At 50.1% G+C, this 18,157-nt stretch carries 10 protein-coding genes; 5 read left to right on the top strand and 5 right to left on the bottom strand.

The genetic code is table 11. The annotated features are described in order from the left end of the window. Positions 1-2 precede the first annotated feature (2 nt). Both ACZ42L_RS11395 and ACZ42L_RS11390 read left to right on the top strand, forming a co-directional pair. Positions 3-1,571 carry a beta-N-acetylhexosaminidase gene (locus ACZ42L_RS11395; RefSeq protein WP_464716156.1) on the top strand — a complete coding sequence of 523 codons (1,569 nt, stop codon included), beginning with the start codon at positions 3-5 and terminating at the stop codon, positions 1,569-1,571. Further along, positions 1,568-2,596, top strand: a complete 1,029-nt coding sequence (locus ACZ42L_RS11390; RefSeq protein WP_464716155.1) for an endonuclease/exonuclease/phosphatase family protein — start codon at positions 1,568-1,570, stop codon at positions 2,594-2,596. The genes ACZ42L_RS11395 and ACZ42L_RS11390 overlap by 4 nt, the downstream gene beginning before the upstream one ends. A 31-nt stretch (positions 2,597-2,627) precedes the next feature. On the opposite strand, the gene ACZ42L_RS11385 is transcribed toward ACZ42L_RS11390, so the two are convergent. Together ACZ42L_RS11385 and ACZ42L_RS11380 are read right to left on the bottom strand one after the other, a co-directional pair. Then, on the bottom strand, positions 2,628-3,173 hold the full coding sequence (locus ACZ42L_RS11385) for an RNA polymerase sigma-70 factor (protein WP_464699355.1): 546 nt from the start codon (positions 3,171-3,173) through the stop codon (positions 2,628-2,630). Between the two features lie 318 nt (positions 3,174-3,491). Continuing rightward, complete coding sequence (locus tag ACZ42L_RS11380) at positions 3,492-6,461, bottom strand: PEP/pyruvate-binding domain-containing protein (RefSeq protein WP_464716154.1); 2,970 nt, start codon at positions 6,459-6,461, stop codon at positions 3,492-3,494. A gap of 177 nt (positions 6,462-6,638) precedes the next feature. Here ACZ42L_RS11380 and ACZ42L_RS11375 point away from each other — a divergent pair, with 177 nt between their 5' ends. Next, on the top strand, positions 6,639-7,649 hold the full coding sequence (locus ACZ42L_RS11375; RefSeq protein WP_464716153.1) for an alpha/beta hydrolase: 1,011 nt from the start codon (positions 6,639-6,641) through the stop codon (positions 7,647-7,649). 17 nt (positions 7,650-7,666) lie between these two features. Here ACZ42L_RS11375 and pflA read toward each other — a convergent pair whose 3' ends face one another. Together pflA and pflB are read right to left on the bottom strand one after the other, a co-directional pair. After that, positions 7,667-8,407, bottom strand: a complete 741-nt coding sequence (gene pflA, locus ACZ42L_RS11370) for a pyruvate formate-lyase-activating protein (RefSeq protein WP_464717006.1) — start codon at positions 8,405-8,407, stop codon at positions 7,667-7,669. Positions 8,408-8,616: 209 nt separating this feature from the next. Continuing rightward, positions 8,617-10,863, bottom strand: a complete 2,247-nt coding sequence (gene pflB / locus ACZ42L_RS11365) for a formate C-acetyltransferase (RefSeq protein WP_464716152.1) — start codon at positions 10,861-10,863, stop codon at positions 8,617-8,619. A gap of 667 nt (positions 10,864-11,530) precedes the next feature. Between pflB and ACZ42L_RS11360 the strand changes: the two genes are divergently transcribed. Next, a complete protein-coding gene (locus tag ACZ42L_RS11360; protein ID WP_464699349.1) occupies positions 11,531-14,746 on the top strand; it encodes a SusC/RagA family TonB-linked outer membrane protein in 3,216 nt (1,071 codons plus the stop codon). A 21-nt stretch (positions 14,747-14,767) separates the two neighbouring features. Further along, entirely contained in the window at positions 14,768-16,666 is a 1,899-nt protein-coding gene (locus tag ACZ42L_RS11355; protein WP_464716151.1) for a RagB/SusD family nutrient uptake outer membrane protein, read from the top strand. A 181-nt stretch (positions 16,667-16,847) separates the two neighbouring features. On the opposite strand, the gene ACZ42L_RS11350 is transcribed toward ACZ42L_RS11355, so the two are convergent. Next, positions 16,848-18,131: an O-acetylhomoserine aminocarboxypropyltransferase/cysteine synthase family protein gene (locus ACZ42L_RS11350; RefSeq protein ID WP_464716150.1), complete on the bottom strand. Its 1,284-nt coding sequence runs from the start codon at positions 18,129-18,131 to the stop codon at positions 16,848-16,850. Positions 18,132-18,157 lie beyond the last annotated feature (26 nt).

Raw genomic sequence — 18,157 nt, 5'->3', positions numbered from 1 at the left:
ACATGAAACACTTTTTATTCTATCTAAGCCTGTTCTGCAGCCTTGGCATCCAGGCACAAACGCTACTGCCACTACCCGTACAGCAACAGGCGGGCAACGGAACTTTCGCGCTCGACAGGCGTTACAAGATCATAAGCAATCTCAAAGGCGAGGACTCGAAGTATATCAAGGAACAAGTGGCCATGCTCATGGGCAGTCCCCAATCGACAGCACAGGCACAGCCCAGGGGAGTCATCATGCTTCGGCTAAATCCGGAGGCCTCTGCGGCAGAAGGATACAAGTTGAACGTGACGACCGACACTATCAGAATAGAGGCCTCTACGGCTGCCGGTATCTTCTATGGAATACAGACCTTGCGCCAGTTGGAGCAGCAACAGCGCATTCCCTGTACCAAGATTGCCGACAGCCCACGCTTCGTCCACCGAGGATTCATGCTTGATACATCGCGCCACTTCTGGTCGAAAGAGTTCATCAAAAAACAAATAGATGCCCTCGCCTACTTCAAACTGAACAGCCTGCATCTGCATCTTACCGACAGCGAGGGATGGCGAATGCAAATCAAGAAATACCCACAGCTGACCGACGAGACTGCCTATCGCCCATTGATTAACCACTCCCAATGGATAGACGGTGGACGCAAATACTGCAAGAAAGGTACGCCAGGGGCCTACGGAGGCTATTATACACAGAAAGACCTGAAAGAAATCGTGGCCTATGCACGCAGCCGGTATATCAATGTGATTCCCGAAATCGAGATACCCGGCCATAGCCACGAGGTGATGCAGGTGTTCAAAGACCTATCCTGCACCGGACAGGGCGACGGCTTCGACCTCTGTGTGGGCAACGAGCGCACGTTCAAGTTTCTTACCGACGTACTGAAAGAGGTGATAAGCGTGTTCCCTTCAAAGGTAATCCATATCGGCGGCGACGAAGCCACCATGCTCTATTGGAAAAAATGTCCCAAATGTATAGGTCTGTACAACCGTATGAACATGACCGACACAACACAGATACAGGGCTACATCATCAGCAGAATCGACAGTTTTCTCACTGCCAACGGTCGCAGGATGATAGGCTGGGACGAAATTCTCGACGGAACGACACTCTCGCCACAGGCTCTTGTCATGTCGTGGCGCGGCGAACAGGGAGGTATCAAGGCTTCGCAGATGAAACATCATGTAGTGATGTCGCCGTCCAAATTCTACTATCTGGACCATTATCAGGACAAGCCTGAGACACAGCCGAAGGCTTTCGGTGGTTACTCTCCGTTGGAAAAGGTGTACACCTACGACCCAGTTCCGGCCGAACTGAAGGGTACTGACGCCGAGAAATATATCGACGGAATACAAGGCAACCTATGGACAGAATGCGTAGAGACCTCTTCTCACGCTGAATACATGATGTATCCGCGCCTTCTGGCCATTGCCGAAACGGCCTGGGGAACAAAATCTTCGTATGCCGACTTTAGGAAACGAGTGCTCAGTATGGAGTCGTACTTGAGGAGCAAGGGATATAATTGCTTCGACCTGAACCGCGAAACAGATACTTATAAAACGGAAACTGCAAAATGAGAAAAGCTATATTCACGCTGATGCTGGTGCTGACAAGCCTCTATTGTCAGGCCCGCAAACCCATCGACATCACCGTATTACAATGGAATATATGGCAGGAAGGCACGTTGATACCAGGTGGTTACGAGGCCATCGTCAGCGAACTATGCCGCCTGAAACCCGACTTTGTGACACTAAGCGAAGTCCGCAACTATCATAACGTGGACTTCACGCGACGACTTGTCAACGACTTGAAGTCCAAGGGACTGACCTACTACTCATTCCGTACAGACGATTCGGGACTGCTGAGCCGCTATCCTATCATCGACTCGGTCTATGTATCGACTCTCAACAAGGATCATGGGAGTGTCTACAAGCTCACCGCCGAAGTGCAGGGACATAAAATCAGCGTCTATACGGGCCATCTGGACTACCTGGACTGCGCCTACTACAATGTCTACGGATACGACGGAAACACGTGGAAAGAGTGTGAACGACCGCAGTCGGTAGCCGAACTGCTGAGACTGAACGATCTCTCCTGGCGCGACAACGAGGTACAGGCATTCATCAACGAGGCCCGTCACGACATCGAAGCCGGCCACTGTGTCATCTTCGGAGGCGATTTCAATGAGCCATCCCATTTGGACTGGACCGCCCAGACCAAAGACCTCTACGACCATCAAGGTATGATTGTGCCGTGGACGGTGTCTACCATGCTCTACAAACACGGCTTCAAGGATAGCTATCGTGAACTTTATCCCAACCCAGTGACGCATCCCGGATTCACCTATCCGAGCTACAATCCGGCCGCAAAGATGGATAAACTGACGTGGGCACCAAAGGCCGACGAGCGCGAACGTATCGACTTCATCTATTATAAAGGTAAGAACGTGACGCCCGTAACGGCCCGGATATTCGGTCCGACCATGTCTGTCTGTCGCTCGACAGCCATCAAGGAAAATACAAAAGACCTCTTCACGCTTCCTTTGGGCGTGTGGCCCACCGACCACAAAGGTGTATGGGTGAAACTGAGAATCACGCCGTAACACCATCAAAACAAGAAATGGGGTAAAGAGTCTAAGGAACTATATACAGGAACGCCAATAAAGGAATGCAGTTTTTGAGTCTTTCTCGCAACTTCTTATACGCAATACCCATCTGCACTTCCACCGTATTGACCGACACTCCCAGCTCTCGTGCGATGTCTTTCTGCTTCGTGCCTTTGAGCTTGCTCATGATAAATATCTGCCTGCACTTCTCAGGCAACCGGTTAATGGCATCCTCCAACAATTCTTCTATAGACGCATCAGGGAAGGCCATATCCAGTTGTTCCAACGAATCATACATGAGTTGCATCTCCAATCGCTGGCTTTCGTAATATTTGGAATAGGCCATCGACACCGTCAGGCTTTCGCGTAAATGGTTCAGGCAAGCATGCTTGACCGACGTAAACAAATAACTGGTGATGTTGATGTCTTTACCAAACAAGTCTTCGCGTTCGTATATTTTTGCGAAGACATCCTGCACTACGTCCTCTGCATCGGCTTCCCGCTTCACATAAACCAGCGCGAAGCTCTTCATACGAGCATACCACGTGATATAAAGTCTTTCAAATTCTGTCATTATACCAATGTAGCTGAGAGGTTAAGCACATAGTAATCCGGTCATAATCCGTATCGCATTATTGACAACAAAAGTAAGTAAAAAAACTGAATACCACAAAACTAAACGTGCCTATCATGCACAAAAAAATCATGATACAAACGTAAGGGCATAAAAAAAGGGGCTCCGCTGAGTCCCAACCTTTATTAACCTTAAATCTAATACCATGAAAAACACGATGCAAAGGTAACAGGAAAAGTAATTACTTCCAAATATTTTGTAGCAGAAATGTAATTTATTTAGATTTTTATTTTCTTTAAAAGGCTTATTAACAATTACTTACCTCAACACCACACCTTCTTGTTTCTTACCGTCCATGAGGATGCGAAGCGGATGGTCAAACCGTACATGGCGCACATACGGCGTCTCTTCTACAGCCGGCAGACTATCCAACAACTCTTTCCGAATGAGTCCGCCATCTGCCGTATTCATGTCTATGGTAAAATACCCCACACCGAAACTCGTCAGATTCTGGAAGAAATGAGTGCCCTGGCTTGGGTCTACGCGGTAATCCTTGAGTGCTACTTCCACGATGACACGGGCTGCACTGATATGCGGCCACTTCACCGGTACACCCAGATAGTGGTCGCTCGAACCCCACCGACCAGGCCCTACGAGAATATAGTTATTGCCATCGACCAGGAATTTACGGTTGATGCGCTCTATATCGTCGGCTACATAGTAATTGTTCATGGCCGAGAATGAGTCGTCGTACTTCACATATACCACATCGGTCACGTCTTCCGAGATACCATGCCCCAGCGAATGATGAGAGCGCAACAGGCAGTCGGTATCGGCTATACCGCGTACATCCTCATCCAACATCTGCTTGGCGTCTACTATCGGTCGCACCTGCAACAGATTGAATTCGGCCGTATTGTCTTCCGATATATTGCAGGCAAACTCTATTTCTACCGGTCTTCGCATGGCCTCAGAGCCATACTTCATCGACATCTGCATCACTTCGGCAAACGGAACTACCCCTTGCTGCAACACGCCGGCAAACGAAATAATTTTCCGTCCACCCTCATACAGCCCATCGCGTATCACCTGATCGTAAGGGTCGAAGGTCGATGCTACCAGGTAGAGCGAACCATCTTTGTCGGCATCCTTCACCTTCCGCTTGCTGATATTGAACCCATCGTCCACATTGAAGTTATCGCTCACGTTGGCCACATCGAGCGCATAGAATTGCGTTTGGGTTTCCCGTAGGGCTATTTCCAGCTCACTCATCTGCAACACCTGGTCAGGATGATAGGGCGAGACACGCAATGTCTGTCCGCCATCCACAATGTATTTACCCAGTCCGAGAGCCAACGAGGCTATTCCTTCTTCTGCCGTTTCGTTGCCGATGGGGTAATAGTTGAGCGAACGCAACACTCCACTGATATTCGGATAATAATGTGTACCATATTGTTTTCCCACCACTTCCTGCAATATCACGGCCATCTTCTCCTGGTCTATCACGTTGCTCGTAGCCGTCATGTAAGCCTTCGAATCGCGATAGTACACAGACGCATACACGCTCTTGATAGCTGCGGCCAGCATATGCAACATGGTATATTTGTCGTCCAGATAAGGTATCATGTAAGTGCTGTAGATTCCGGCAAACGGCTGATAGTGGCTGTCTTCCAACAACGAGCTAGACCGAATGGCGATAGGACGCTTCGTGGCCTCAAAGAACGTGAAGAAATCGGCTATCAACGAGTCGGGCAGCTGCGCCCGCAAGAAGTATTGGAGTATCACTTCGTCCGTGGCATCGCTCAAGGCTATCTGGTACAGGTTGTTCTGTTCCATGAACTGATCGAAGATATCGGTACACAGCACCACGGTTTTGGGTATCTGCACCTTCATATTATCATAGGCATTGAACTCCGGATGCAGCTTCACCACATTGTCAAGGAATGCCAGACCACGCCCCTTACCGCCCAACGAACCTTCGCCAATACGTGCGAAATGGGCATAGCGGTCGAACTTCATGCGGTCGAACACGGCCACCACACCGATATTCTTCATGTGCCTGTACTGCACGATGGCGTCGAATATTATCTGTCGGTGGGCAGCTACATCCTGCAACTTGTGCCAGGTGATATGTTTCAGGAACGCCGATACGGGGAAAATGGCACGGGCCGAGAGCCAACGGCTCATGTGGTTGCGGCTCACATGATAGAGCATGGAGTCGTCGGGAATCTTGAAGATGTTGTCTTGCAGCTCCTTGAGCGAGCCTACCCTCATCACTTCCTCGTGTGTCTTGGGATTGCGGAAGATGAAATCGCCGAATCCCATGTGCTCTTCCATCAGATGACGGAGGTCGATACTCATCTTCTTCGAGTTCTTGTCTACGAAATGGAATCCTGCCGCCTCGGCCATCTGCCGATTCTCAGACTCCGCGCTCTCCATGATAAGCGGTACATATTCGTCGCGACTTCTGATTTCGCGCAAGAGCGCAAGACCCGCTTCGGCATCCTTCACTCCCCCACGTGGAAAGCGGACATCGCTGATTACCCCCAGCGTATTGTCCTTATACTTCTCGTACATGGCCAGTGCTTCCTCGTAAGTGCGTGCCAGTACCACTTTCGGACGGCCTCGCATACGCAGCGTGGCGGTATGCCTGTTCAGTGCTTCGGTAGAGAATCGCTGACTCTGTAGCAATATATAATTGTATAGATTGGGCAAGATGGACGAGTAGAACCGGATGCTGTCTTCCACCAGCAGAATCATCTGCACCCCACCCTCGCGTATATCGTGCTCTATATTCATCTTATCTTCTATCAGTTTGATGATAGACAAGATGAGATTGGTGTTGCCCAACCAGCAGAATACATAGTCGAAGATGCTCAAATCTTCGTTCTGCATGCGACGCGTAATACCATGGGAGAAAGGCGTCAATACGATACAATGGATACTCGGAAACTCATCTTTGATGGCATGGGCCACGGTGAAGGCATCGTTGTCGGCATTGCCCGGCATACAGATAACAAGGTCTATGTTCGTCGTATGCAGCACCTTCGACGCCTCTTCTATCGTGCTCACCTGCGTAAACGTGGGCGGATAGCGCAACCCCAACTGCATATACTCGTTGTATATCTTCTCTTCCACTCGCCCGTCATCTTCCAACATGAACGCATCGTAGGGATTAGCCACGATAAGCACATTGTAGATACGACGCATCATCAGATTGACAAACGTCACATCCTTGAGGTAAAACTTATTCAGAAACTTCTGTTGTCCGGTATCGTCGCCCATCATTCTTGATTTTGTTACGGACAAAGATAATGCAAATAGAAGATAATAACGAAACTTACACGGTTTTTATCTATATGCCGGCAGTCTTATGCCATTTGCCCACAAGATAAGGCTACGAACGTTTTGCAGACTTCTCTTTTTATCGTAGCTTTGCACTTCACACTTCAAAACAGTTTCAACATGCAGCGCATCTTATCCCTTATCGTCTGTCTGATGACAGTATGTAGCTTTCCTACTTTCGCACAACAACACGACATCATCACTCAATATGATTTCAAGCAAGAAGCCGACTGGTTCTTACACCAAATGCCCAGTGACTTGCAAGAGAGACAGACGGCGGCCATCCTGAAAGCCATCGAAGGCGATACCATTCCACTGGCGGCCATCAGAAAATCGCGCAATCGGTCTCCGGAAGCATGCCATGAGGTCGTAACATCTTATATCGCCCCTGCACTTTGCCTATATACTCCCCGTCACAAGCACCGAAAGACACTGCCACTCCTTATCTATCTGCACGGTGGCGGATGGACATTCGGCAGTATCAACAGCTGTGCCCGCTTCTGTCAGCAGTTGGCTGCCCAAGGCGAGGTGATGGTTTTGGCACTCAACTACCGACTCGCGCCCGAACATCCTTTCCCTGCCGCACTGCAAGACTGCATCCATGCTGTACGTATGGCCAAAGAAAAAGCTACTGACTGGGGCGCAGACAGTAGCCGAATATCTATAGGGGGCGATAGTGCCGGGGGAAATCTTGCCCTGACCACTACGCTATCTTTCTTGCAAAACGGAACTTCTCCTCTCCATTCCCTGCTGCTGTTCTATCCCGTGGTATCGGCATGGAACGACCATTCCGCTTCGTGGCAGGCCTATCAGCAGGGAACTGCCTTAGACGGGAGCATCATGGAAGCATTCAATCGGGCCTATGCCCAAGGACAGGAACGCCACCCTCTCGTTTCTCCCTCAATGGCTTCAGATACCTTGTTGGCACAACTTCCCAAGCTACTGTTGGTGGCTGCCGAGCGCGACATCCTATGCACGCAGGGCGAAACCTTCATCGGCAGAATCCGACAATTAGGCGTCGATGCCCGTCGCAGGGTGTTACAAGGCAGCGTCCATCTGTTTATTACCGTCAGAGGTCAGGAGTCTGCCTTCCAGGAATCCATCAGATTGGCCAACGATTTTCTACGATAAACATCCAGCGCATACACTTACAACTCGCCACGAAGTATTTTCCCAGCCCATTCCACCTGCTCTTTCGTAGGCGCAGGCACATCTTTCAAGGTGTAAGGTATTCCCAGATTCTCCCACTTATACATGCCCAAGGCATGATAAGGCAGCACCTCTATGCGCTGCACATTGGCCAATGTCTGAATGAAATCGGCCAATCGGCGCAGCGCATCTTCATCATCGGTCAGGCCCGGCACCAGTACATGGCGAATCCATACGGGCTTCCCCATATCCGAGAGACAGCGGGCAGCATCCAGAATATTCTCATTGGGATGGCCCGTAAGCCTATGATGGGCCTCACTGTCTATATGCTTGATATCGAGCAACACCAAATCCGTGTGCTGCATCAGTTGCACGAATTTATCGTAAAAGGGCGCTTGGCGTGAGAAAGGCTGTGCAGAGGTGTCGAGACATGTATTGATTCCGCGCTCATGAGCTTTGGCAAACAGCTCTATCAAGAAATCTATCTGGAGCAGCGCTTCGCCCCCACTCACGGTAATCCCTCCGGTCTTTCCCCAATAACTGCGGTAGCGTTCGGCACGGTCGAGCAACTCGTCTGCCGTGGTCTTCTGTAGCTCTTCCCTTTTCCACGAATCGGGATTATGACAATAACGGCAACGCATGGGACAGCCTTGCAGGAAAATAACGAAACGAATACCCGGTCCGTCGACCGACCCAAACGACTCGGTAGAATGCAGGAAAGCCATCTTAGGACTTTCCATATCAGTCGCTAAATCAGGCAACCCGTCCTCTGCCAGCACATCATATTTCCGTTTCTGCACACTCAACTTATCTGTTTCCATTTTCAGCCCTCACTCTTTTTTAATTGGAAACGGAGCGCCACACCAGCACTCCGTTTCTTTTCTATATCCGAAAATAAGTCTGCTGCCTGCCCCATTCATGCCGAGCAAGCAAGGACCATTTCCACTTCCTACATCTTATTATGTGCCTGACGTGCTATCACATCTTCCTGCTGCTCGCGCGTCAGGTCGATGAATTTCACGGCATAGCCACTCACACGGATGGTGAAATTGGCATATTCCGGCTTCTCAGGATGCTCCATAGCGTCTTTCAACTTGTCTACACCAAACACATTGACATTAAGATGGTGTGCACCACGACTGAAATAGCCATCCATCACACCCACAAGCGTGTTCGCACGCTCCTCATCATCGTGTCCCAATGTGTCGGGGCTGATGGTCTGTGTATTGCTGATTCCGTCGAGTGCATACTCATAAGGCAGCTTAGCCACAGAATTGAGCGATGCCAACAGGCCGTTCTTCTCTGCACCGTACGAGGGGTTAGCACCTGGCGCAAGAGGTGTTCCGGCAGGACGGCCATCGGGCATATTACTGGTAAACTTACCATAGACCACATTCGAGGTAATGGTGAGAATACTCGTGGTAGGCTCGGAATCACGATAAGTATGGTGTTTCTTAATCATGCCGATGAATGTCTTGAGCAGCCACACGGCAATATCGTCAGCACGGTCGTCGTCGTTTCCGTAACGGGGGAACTCGCCTTCGGTCTTGAATTCGAGCGGGAATCCTGTCTCATCACGCAGGATATTGACCTTGGCATACTTGATGGCACTGATGGAATCGACCACATGGCTGAAGCCGGCAATACCGGTTGCGAAAGTACGGCGCACGTCGGTATCAATGAGAGCCATCTCGGCAGCCTCATAGAAGTACTTGTCGTGCATATAGTGAATGAGGTTGAGGGTGTTCACATAGACACCTGCCAACCACTCCATCATATCCATGAAACGGGGCATGAACTCATCGTAAGTCACCACGTCGCCCTCTATCGGGCGCAAGGCCGGACCGCACTGCTCGCGCGTACGGGCATCCACACCACCGCTAATGGCATAAGTGAGACACTTGGCCAAATTGGCACGAGCACCGAAGAACTGCATCTCCTTACCCGTCTGCGTAGCAGATACGCAGCAGCAGATACTGTAATCGTCGCCCCATACCACACGCATCACGTCGTCGTTCTCATACTGTATAGAACTGGTCTTCACCGAAATGGCAGCAGTATATTTCTTGAATCCTTCGGGCAATCGTGGACTATACAGCACAGTGAGGTTAGGTTCGGGCGACGGACCCATATTCTCAAGCGTGTGGAGGAAGCGGAAATCGGTCTTCGTCACCATCGAGCGACCGTCCATTCCCATACCAGCCACTTCCAAGGTGGCCCATACAGGGTCGCCACTGAACAGCTGATTGTATGAAGGAATACGCGCAAACTTCACCATGCGGAACTTCATCACCAGATGGTCTATCAGTTCCTGTGCTTCCTCTTCGGTAAGCGTACCCTCGCGGAAGTCGCGCTCTATATAGATATCGAGGAAAGTAGAGATACGACCCACCGACATGGCAGCACCGTTCTGCGTCTTGATGGCAGCCAGATAGCCGAAGTAAAGCCACTGCACAGCCTCACGGGCATTCCGTGCCGGTTGCGAAATATCGTAGCCATACAGCTCGGCCATAGCCTTCATCTCTTTGAGAGCCTTGATTTGCATAGATATCTCTTCACGCAGACGAATCACATGGTCGGTCATCGTACCGTCCCCACAAAGACGCAAATCTTTCTTCTTGGCTTCTATCAGGAAGTCGACACCGTACAGAGCCACACGTCGGTAGTCGCCCACGATGCGCCCACGACCGTACGTATCGGGCAGTCCTGTCAGAATATGATTATGGCGCACCAGCTTCATCTCGTCGGTATAGGCATCGAACACTCCGTCGTTGTGTGTCTTGCAATACTTCGTAAAGATTTCGTGCAGCTTCTCAGACGGTGTATAGCCATAAGTGGTACATGCCTGCTCGGCCATCTTGATACCGCCATAGGGCATGAAGGCACGCTTCAGGGGCTTGTCGGTCTGGAGTCCCACCACCTTTTCAAGGTCCTTCAACTGCCCGTCTATATAAGCCGCCCCATAGGCCGTCATACTCGAAACCACCTCGGTCTCCATATCAAGTACACCACCCTTGGCACGTTCTTCCTTCTGCAACTGTTGCAATACATCCCAAAGTTTCTCCGTGGCAGCCGTTGGAGCAGCCAAGAAATCTTCGTTACCATCAAAGCCCGTGTAATTGTTCTGAATAAAATCCCGTACATTGACCTCGCTTGTCCACTGGTTTCCTACGAAACTTCTCCATTCATTCTTCATGTTCCTAAATATTTTGAGTAAAAAAAAATAAATCTGGACGCCACTGTTGTTACGTCATGTTATCCGTTCAAAAATCACCTTATATGTAATATAAAGACTTTTATCGGTCAGAATTTTCCGCGTACAAAGGTACTACCATTTCTCCATATCGGGAAGGATATGGCACACATATTGACAGAAATACCCAGTAATGAGGATAAGAAAAACCATTTCTTTGCACATACCAGATAATATGTGCAACAGATTACAAGCAACCTCTTGCCTTGCTCATATCTTACCTTATTAACTCTTACCTCAATAACTCATAAACTTAAAAACTTAAAAACTTAGAAACTTAGAAACTTAAAAAACTGCAAAGGCTCGGCAGCGTTACTGACTGGGCTTTGCAGCACTGCTGTTTGGCCTTTGCAGCGATGCTGCGGAAGCCTTGCAGTTTTTTAAGTTTCTAAGTTTGTGAGTTTTTAAGTTATTAGCCAGCCACCCCATCCCGGCCTATCCATGTCGAGATACGGTTTCAGACACCTTTCCGGTAATACTTTCTCGTGAAACATATTTATCTACATGAAATTTATTATTTTTTCATCCAATTTTGTTTGCATATTGTTTTTTTTCTTATCTTTGTGCCATTATATTAACCTTAGTAATAACGTTCTTTAAATCCATTCCAATGAAAAGAATCCTAAGCTTCATGTTACTGTTGCTGACGGCCACTCTTGCGATGGCCCAACAAGCAGTAAAAGGTGTCGTAACCGACGATACCGGTGAGCCTCTAATCGGTGTAAGTATTCTCGAAGTGGGTACTTCCAACGGCGTCACAACCAATGTCAACGGCGAGTTTACAGTAAATGCCAGCCCCACAGGCTCGCTGCAATTCTCGTATGTAGGCTATGCCACGCAGACTATCAAGGTGGCCCGACAGTCTTATCTGAAAGTAGTCATGAAAAACGAGAGTGCAGCGCTCGACGAAGTAGTGGTGGTAGCGTTCGGTAAGATGAAACGCGAAGCCTTCACAGGTTCGGCCGGTGTGATGAAAGACGAGGACCTGCAGAAGATGCAAGTAACCAATCCGGCACAGGCTCTGGCCGGTCATGTGGCCGGTGTTCAGCTCTCGAACACCTCGTCGCAGATGGGTTCGTCTCCCTCTATCACCATCCGCGGTTTCGGTTCTATCTCTTCCGACACCGAACCTCTGATTGTTGTAGACGGCATGCCCTTCGACGGCAACCTGAATACACTCAATACCAACGACATCGAGTCGATGACCGTATTAAAGGATGCGGCTTCCAATGCCCTGTATGGTGCGCGCGGTGCCAACGGTGTCATCATGATTACCACCCGCAAGGGTGCTTACGGCAAGTCGCGTATCACGCTCGATGCCAAATGGGGTGTCAACTCCAACGGCCTGCAAAACTACAAGGTAATGAACTCCAAGCAGTTCTATGAGACCTACTACCAGATGCTCTACAACCACTATGTGAGCCAGGAAGGCGGCAGCATGAGCGCACAGGCAGCTCACGAACTGGCCAACAAGAACCTGGTCAACGCTTCGGCCGGTGTAGGTCCGGGCTATATGGTCTACGACGTACCGCAAGGCCAAGACTTCATCCAGGCCGGCGGCACGATGAATCCCGCAGCCAAGATGGGTACGAAGTATTCGGCCAACGGACAGGATTTGTGGCTACAGGCCGACGACTGGCAGAAGGAAGGCTTGCAGAACGGTTTCCGCCAGGAATACAATGCCACCATCTCAGGCGCTACAGACCGCGTAAACTACTACACATCGCTGGGCTATCTGAGCCAGGAGGGTATTCAGGAGCGTTCCAACGAAGACCGTATCACCAGCCGTGTGAAGCTCGACTATCAGGCCAACAAATGGCTGAAGGTGGGTACAAACTTCAGCTACACCCGCTATAAATATGCCCAAACCGACGAAGGTACTATCGGAACGGGAACTATCTGGAGCGTCATCAAGACACAGGCGCCCGTCTATCCTATCTATTACCGAAATCCCGACGGCAGCATCATGATTGACCAGTGGGGCGAAAAGATGTTCGACTTTGCCCGTGCATACGACCTGAGCCGTGCCGGAGGAGTCGGTGGCAACCCCATCTTCGAAAACAAGTACAGGGATTCGCGCACTACCTCCAACGTGCTAAGTGCCAGTGGCTATGCCGATGTCAAGCTCACATCTGACCTGACATTCACCATCAATGCCAACATCTACAACAACAATAGCAGATATACCTACATCAGCAGTCCGTTTGCCGACCACTACACGGGGTCTTCCAACAACGGTAACCTGGAGAAAAACTCTACCACGAGCTTCACCTACAACACCCAGCAGTTGCTGAACTACAACAAGGATTTGGGCAAACATACCATCAGTGCATTGCTGGGACACGAATACTACAACGACAAGTACGAGTATCTCTATGCCTCAGGACATAACTTCGGTATTGACGGCACACACGAACTGGCTACCGTACTCAACAAGAACAACAACCCCACATCGTATTCCACACGCTACAACAACGAAGGTTTCTTCTTCCGCGGCATGTACGATTACGACGACAAATACTACGGCTCACTGTCTTTCCGCCGCGATGCTTCATCGCGTTTCGACAAAGCACACAGATGGGGTAACTTCTGGTCGGTCGGCGGTGCATGGGTTATCTCTAAAGAGAAGTTCTTCCATGCCGAGGCTGTCAACTCTCTGAAACTGAAGGTTTCGGTAGGTTCACAGGGTAACGACAATATCGGAAACTACCTCTATACAGACACCTACAACGTAGTGAACAGCGACAATAAGGTGGCTTACCAGTGGAGACAGAAAGGTACTGACAACATCACCTGGGAGACAAACTCCAACTGGAACGTGGGCGTGGAATTCGATTTGTTCAACCATCGACTCAGCGGTAGTCTGGATTACTTCTACCGTAAGACCAGCGACATGCTGTTCGCGCTCACCTCTCCGCCCTCTATTGGCTACACGAGCTACTACGTGAACCTCGGCGACATGCGCAATGCCGGTGTGGAATTGGTATTGAATGCCGTGCCGATGATGAAGAAAAACTTCAGATGGGACGTAAGTTTCAACATCTCCCACATCAAGAACAAGGTGTTGAGCCTGCCCGATGAAATCAAGACCACGATGGTGGAAGGCCATAACGGCTATGTGAACCTGGACCATTCGTTCGTTTCCAAATACCAGTATTTCGTAGCCGAAGGCTTACCACTGTACACATGGTATCTGCCTAAATATGCCGGTGTAGACGCTCAGACGGGCGAGGCACTCTATTACAAGGATGTGGTCGACGGCAACGGAAACGTTACCGGACGCGAGACCACCAAGGATGCAGCCGTCGCAACCGACTATCTGTGCGGCGACGCCCTGCCTTCGTTCTCAGGCGGTTTCGGCACGACGTTCACTTTCTATGGCTTCGACTTGTCTGTCAACTTCAACTATCAGCTCGGCGGCAAGGCCTACGACTACACCTATCAGACCCTGATGCACACTGGCGGCACAACAGCTACCAACTGGCACGAAGACATGCTCAAGGCATGGACCGCCGAAAATACAGGCAGCGACATTCCCCGTCTGCGCTTCTCGGAGAAGTATTCACAGAGCGCACGCAGCGACCGTTTCCTCAAAAGTGCAAGCTATCTGAACCTCCAGAACCTGAACTTGGGCTACAATCTGCCTCAGTCTCTCGTCAGCAAATGGCAGCTACAGAACGTAAGAGTATATTTCTCTGCCGAAAATCTGTTCTACGTTTCGGCCCGCCAAGGTCTGGATCCTCGCTATACCCTGAAGGGTTACACCAATCCGGAATTGTACTCGCCCATGCGAACGCTGTCTGCCGGAGTCTCAGTTACATTCTAATCTTGAAATGAAATTCGCACTATGAAAAAGAATTTAAAATTATATTTGGCAATAGCCGCAGCTGCCCTATGCCTTGGAAGCTGCATAGATGAGACCACATCTACCGAATTCGTGCATGCCGAACAGATTCAGAAATCTACCAGCGCACTGGAAGGAATGGTCAATTCTATCTATACCACGATGGTAGGATACAAGAACGACGACGGCGGTATAGAACTTATATCATACGGATGTCTCGTCTCCATGCTCGAACACGGTACTACCCAACTGGTCTGTACAGGTACGAACGGTTATAATACCATGGGAGCTTACTGCATGGGGTCGGTGAGTGCCAACGGTTCTAATCGTGGTACATACCCCTCGTACACCTATTACGGCTACATCAAGACTGCCAACAACGTCATCGGACTCATCGACTCTACGGAGACAGATGCCACCAAACGTGCCTATCTGGGCATTGCCCATGCCTACCGCGCACTCTTCTATATGGACTTGGTGCAAATCATGGAGTACAAGAAACCGACCGACAGCCGGTACACCTTCACCGCTCCTGAGAACGACCTGACCAATCTCGGCATCCCCATCGTTACCGAGAAAACAACCTCGGAAGAGGCTATCAACAACCCGCGCGCTACAGTCGACGCCGTGTACGACCTGATATTGGGCGACCTAGCCAAGGCCGATAAATACCTGCAAGGATTCACCAGAAGCGACAAGGTACAGCCCGACCAGAGCGTAGTGTATGGTCTCTATGCACGCGCATACACCAACTTGGCATCGAGAGTCAAGACAGCAGCTAAATACAAGGACGAAGCTGCCTACTGGAAGAAAGCAAGCGACTATGCCGACAAGGCTATCACGACTTCCAAATGCACACCGCTGACCGAAGACCAGTGGACTGATCCTGTCAACGGATTCAACAATCGTAACTCTCAGAACTCATGGTTGCTCGCTACATCTATCTCCGAGGGCAACACGTTTGCCGCTACCGGAGGCGACTGGCAGTCGTTCTCTTACTCCATGATATTCTGCACAGAGACCAACTTCAGCGAATATGGCTGGCGTGTAGGGCGTTCGCTCGACCGCAAATGGTACGAACAACTGTCTGACAAAGACTTCCGCAAGAAGTCTTGGCTAGCTCCTAACTTCTTCTACGAGTCAAAGAATCAGGTGCCGGGACAGCCCTATCTGATTGAGAGAGACGCCAAAGGCAACTTCATCAACAACAAATACCAGAAAGGAAATGCCGAATTTACCAGTACCGAGCAGAGCGACTGGACCGACCTCTATACTGGTTACGGCAGCGACAAGTATCAATACAGGCTGAACAGCTCGCCCTCATGGATTCGCTCACGCATCAACAAATCGTATGGTTACCAGTCGTGGCCGTGGCTCTATGTCAACATCAAGTTCCGCCCACACAATGGCAATTACACCAACTTTGAAGTGGGTGGAGCTACCGACTTCCCCGTTATGCGCGTGGAAGAGATGTACTTCCTGAAGGCTGAAGCAGCCCTTCATACATCGGGGTTGGCAGCAGCCAAGAAAGAATTGGAGAACATCGTGAAGACCAGAAACAGCGACTACACCTGCAAGGCTGCCAACGAGAAGGAGTTTATGGATGAATACGTATTCCAAAAAGGTGTGGAGTTCTGGGGCGAAGGCATCAACTATTTCGATGCTAAGCGTCTGGAAGTGGGTATACATCGTGCTTATAAGGGTACTAACTGTGAGCGTTATCAGCACTGTATCAATATCGACGGTGTCTTCCCTGGATGGACGCCGGGATGGAATCAGGCCGAACGCAATGCCAACAACGCGGTATATCACTACAACAACCCATATACCAATCCGTCTACCTATTACTATTATAAGTCGAATGATGAGTTGCGCCCCTACTACGGCACACCTCTGAATTAAGACTGAATCACTAAAAAATGCCACCATGTATCAGGGTTAGTCCCGTTACATGGTGGCATTTCCACTTGTATATGGCCAGGCCTTACCCGTGTAAGAGCTTGGTGGAGTATGAATTTTTCAAGTTTGTGAGTAAAAAAGAAAGGTGTACCCTGCTCGAACACACCTTTCTGCATATGGAATATTAAATCTTATCAAGTGCCTGCTTGATGTCGTCGAGCAGGTCGTCGGCATCTTCTATACCCACAGAGAGACGAATGAGGTCGGGCGCAATGCCTGCCTCGCGCAACTGTTCGTCGGATAATTGGCGGTGGGTGTGGCTGGCCGGATGGAGCACACAGGTGCGGGCGTCGGCCACGTGGGTCACGATGGCGATGAGTTGCAACGAGTCCATGAACTTGATAGCAGTCTCACGGTCGCCTTTCAGGCCGAAGGCCAGAACACCACATGTACCGTTAGGCAGATATTTCTGAGCCTTGGCATGATTGGGGTCGGTGGACAATCCGGCATAGTGTACCCATGCCACGCGGTCGTCGGCAGCCAGAAACTCTGCGATACGCTGCGCGTTGCGACAGTGTTGGGGCATGCGGAGGTGGAGCGTTTCGAGTCCCAGATTGAGCAGGAACGAATTTTGCGGGCCTGGAATAGCACCAAGGTCGCGCATCAGCTGTGCCACGAGCTTGGTGATATAGGCCATCTTGCCGAATGCTTTGGTATAAGTAAGTCCGTGGTATGAATCGTCGGGTGTGCACAGTCCGGGGAACTTATCGGCATGAGCTTCCCAATCGAAGTTGCCGCTGTCGACCACTACGCCGCCCACTTGGGTGGCATGGCCGTCCATGTATTTGGTCGTAGAGTGGGTGACGATGTCGCATCCCCATTCGAATGGACGGCAGTTGACGGGTGTGGCAAAGGTGTTGTCGATGACGAGAGGTACACCATGAGCGTGCGCAACCTTGGCAAATTTCTCAATGTCAAGCACACTACAGCCGGGATTGGAGATGGTTTCACCGAACACGAGCTTGGTATTGGGGCGGAAAGCTGCACTCAATTCCTCTTCGCTGGCGTCTTGATTGACAAACGTGCAGTCTATCCCCAGCTTCTTCAGCGTTACGCCGAAGAGGTTGTAAGTGCCTCCATAGATTTCATTGGAGACCACAATATGACCGCCGGCCTCACAGATATTGAAGATGGCGAAGAAATTGGCAGCCTGTCCGCTCGATGTGAGTACAGCGCCGATACCGCCCTCAAGTGTAGCAATCTTCTTGGCTACGGCGTCGTTGGTGGGGTTCTGTAGTCGGCTATAGAAATATCCCTCTTTCTTCAGGTCGAAAAGCTGGGCCATTTCCTCGGTGTTATCGTACTTGAAAGTGGTGCTCTGTACAATCGGCAACACACGTGGTTCGCCGTTCTTAGGTTCCCATCCTGCCTGTACGCAGAGGGTGGATGTCTTCAAATTTTTCTTCATAAATATAATGGTTTATAATCGTCTCT

The sequence above is a fragment of the Prevotella mikamonis genome (genome assembly GCF_055381405.1).
The sequence above is the reverse complement of the archived record's forward strand: the minus strand, read 5'-3'. Positions and strand labels throughout refer to the sequence as shown.

Excerpts from the sequence above, each read along its gene's own strand:
- ACZ42L_RS11350 (WP_464716150.1), bottom strand. The coding sequence starts at position 18,131 with ATGAAGAAAAATTTGAAGACATCCACCCTCTGCGTACAGGCAGGATGG.
- pflA (WP_464717006.1), bottom strand. The coding sequence starts at position 8,407 with ATGGAAAGTCCTAAGATGGCTTTCCTGCATTCTACCGAGTCGTTTGGG.
- ACZ42L_RS11385 (WP_464699355.1), bottom strand. The coding sequence starts at position 3,173 with ATGACAGAATTTGAAAGACTTTATATCACGTGGTATGCTCGTATGAAG.
- ACZ42L_RS11355 (WP_464716151.1), top strand. The coding sequence starts at position 14,768 with ATGAAAAAGAATTTAAAATTATATTTGGCAATAGCCGCAGCTGCCCTA.
- pflB (WP_464716152.1), bottom strand. The coding sequence starts at position 10,863 with ATGAAGAATGAATGGAGAAGTTTCGTAGGAAACCAGTGGACAAGCGAG.
- ACZ42L_RS11375 (WP_464716153.1), top strand. The coding sequence starts at position 6,639 with ATGCAGCGCATCTTATCCCTTATCGTCTGTCTGATGACAGTATGTAGC.
- ACZ42L_RS11360 (WP_464699349.1), top strand. The coding sequence starts at position 11,531 with ATGAAAAGAATCCTAAGCTTCATGTTACTGTTGCTGACGGCCACTCTT.
- ACZ42L_RS11395 (WP_464716156.1), top strand. The coding sequence starts at position 3 with ATGAAACACTTTTTATTCTATCTAAGCCTGTTCTGCAGCCTTGGCATC.
- ACZ42L_RS11390 (WP_464716155.1), top strand. The coding sequence starts at position 1,568 with ATGAGAAAAGCTATATTCACGCTGATGCTGGTGCTGACAAGCCTCTAT.
- ACZ42L_RS11380 (WP_464716154.1), bottom strand. The coding sequence starts at position 6,461 with ATGATGGGCGACGATACCGGACAACAGAAGTTTCTGAATAAGTTTTAC.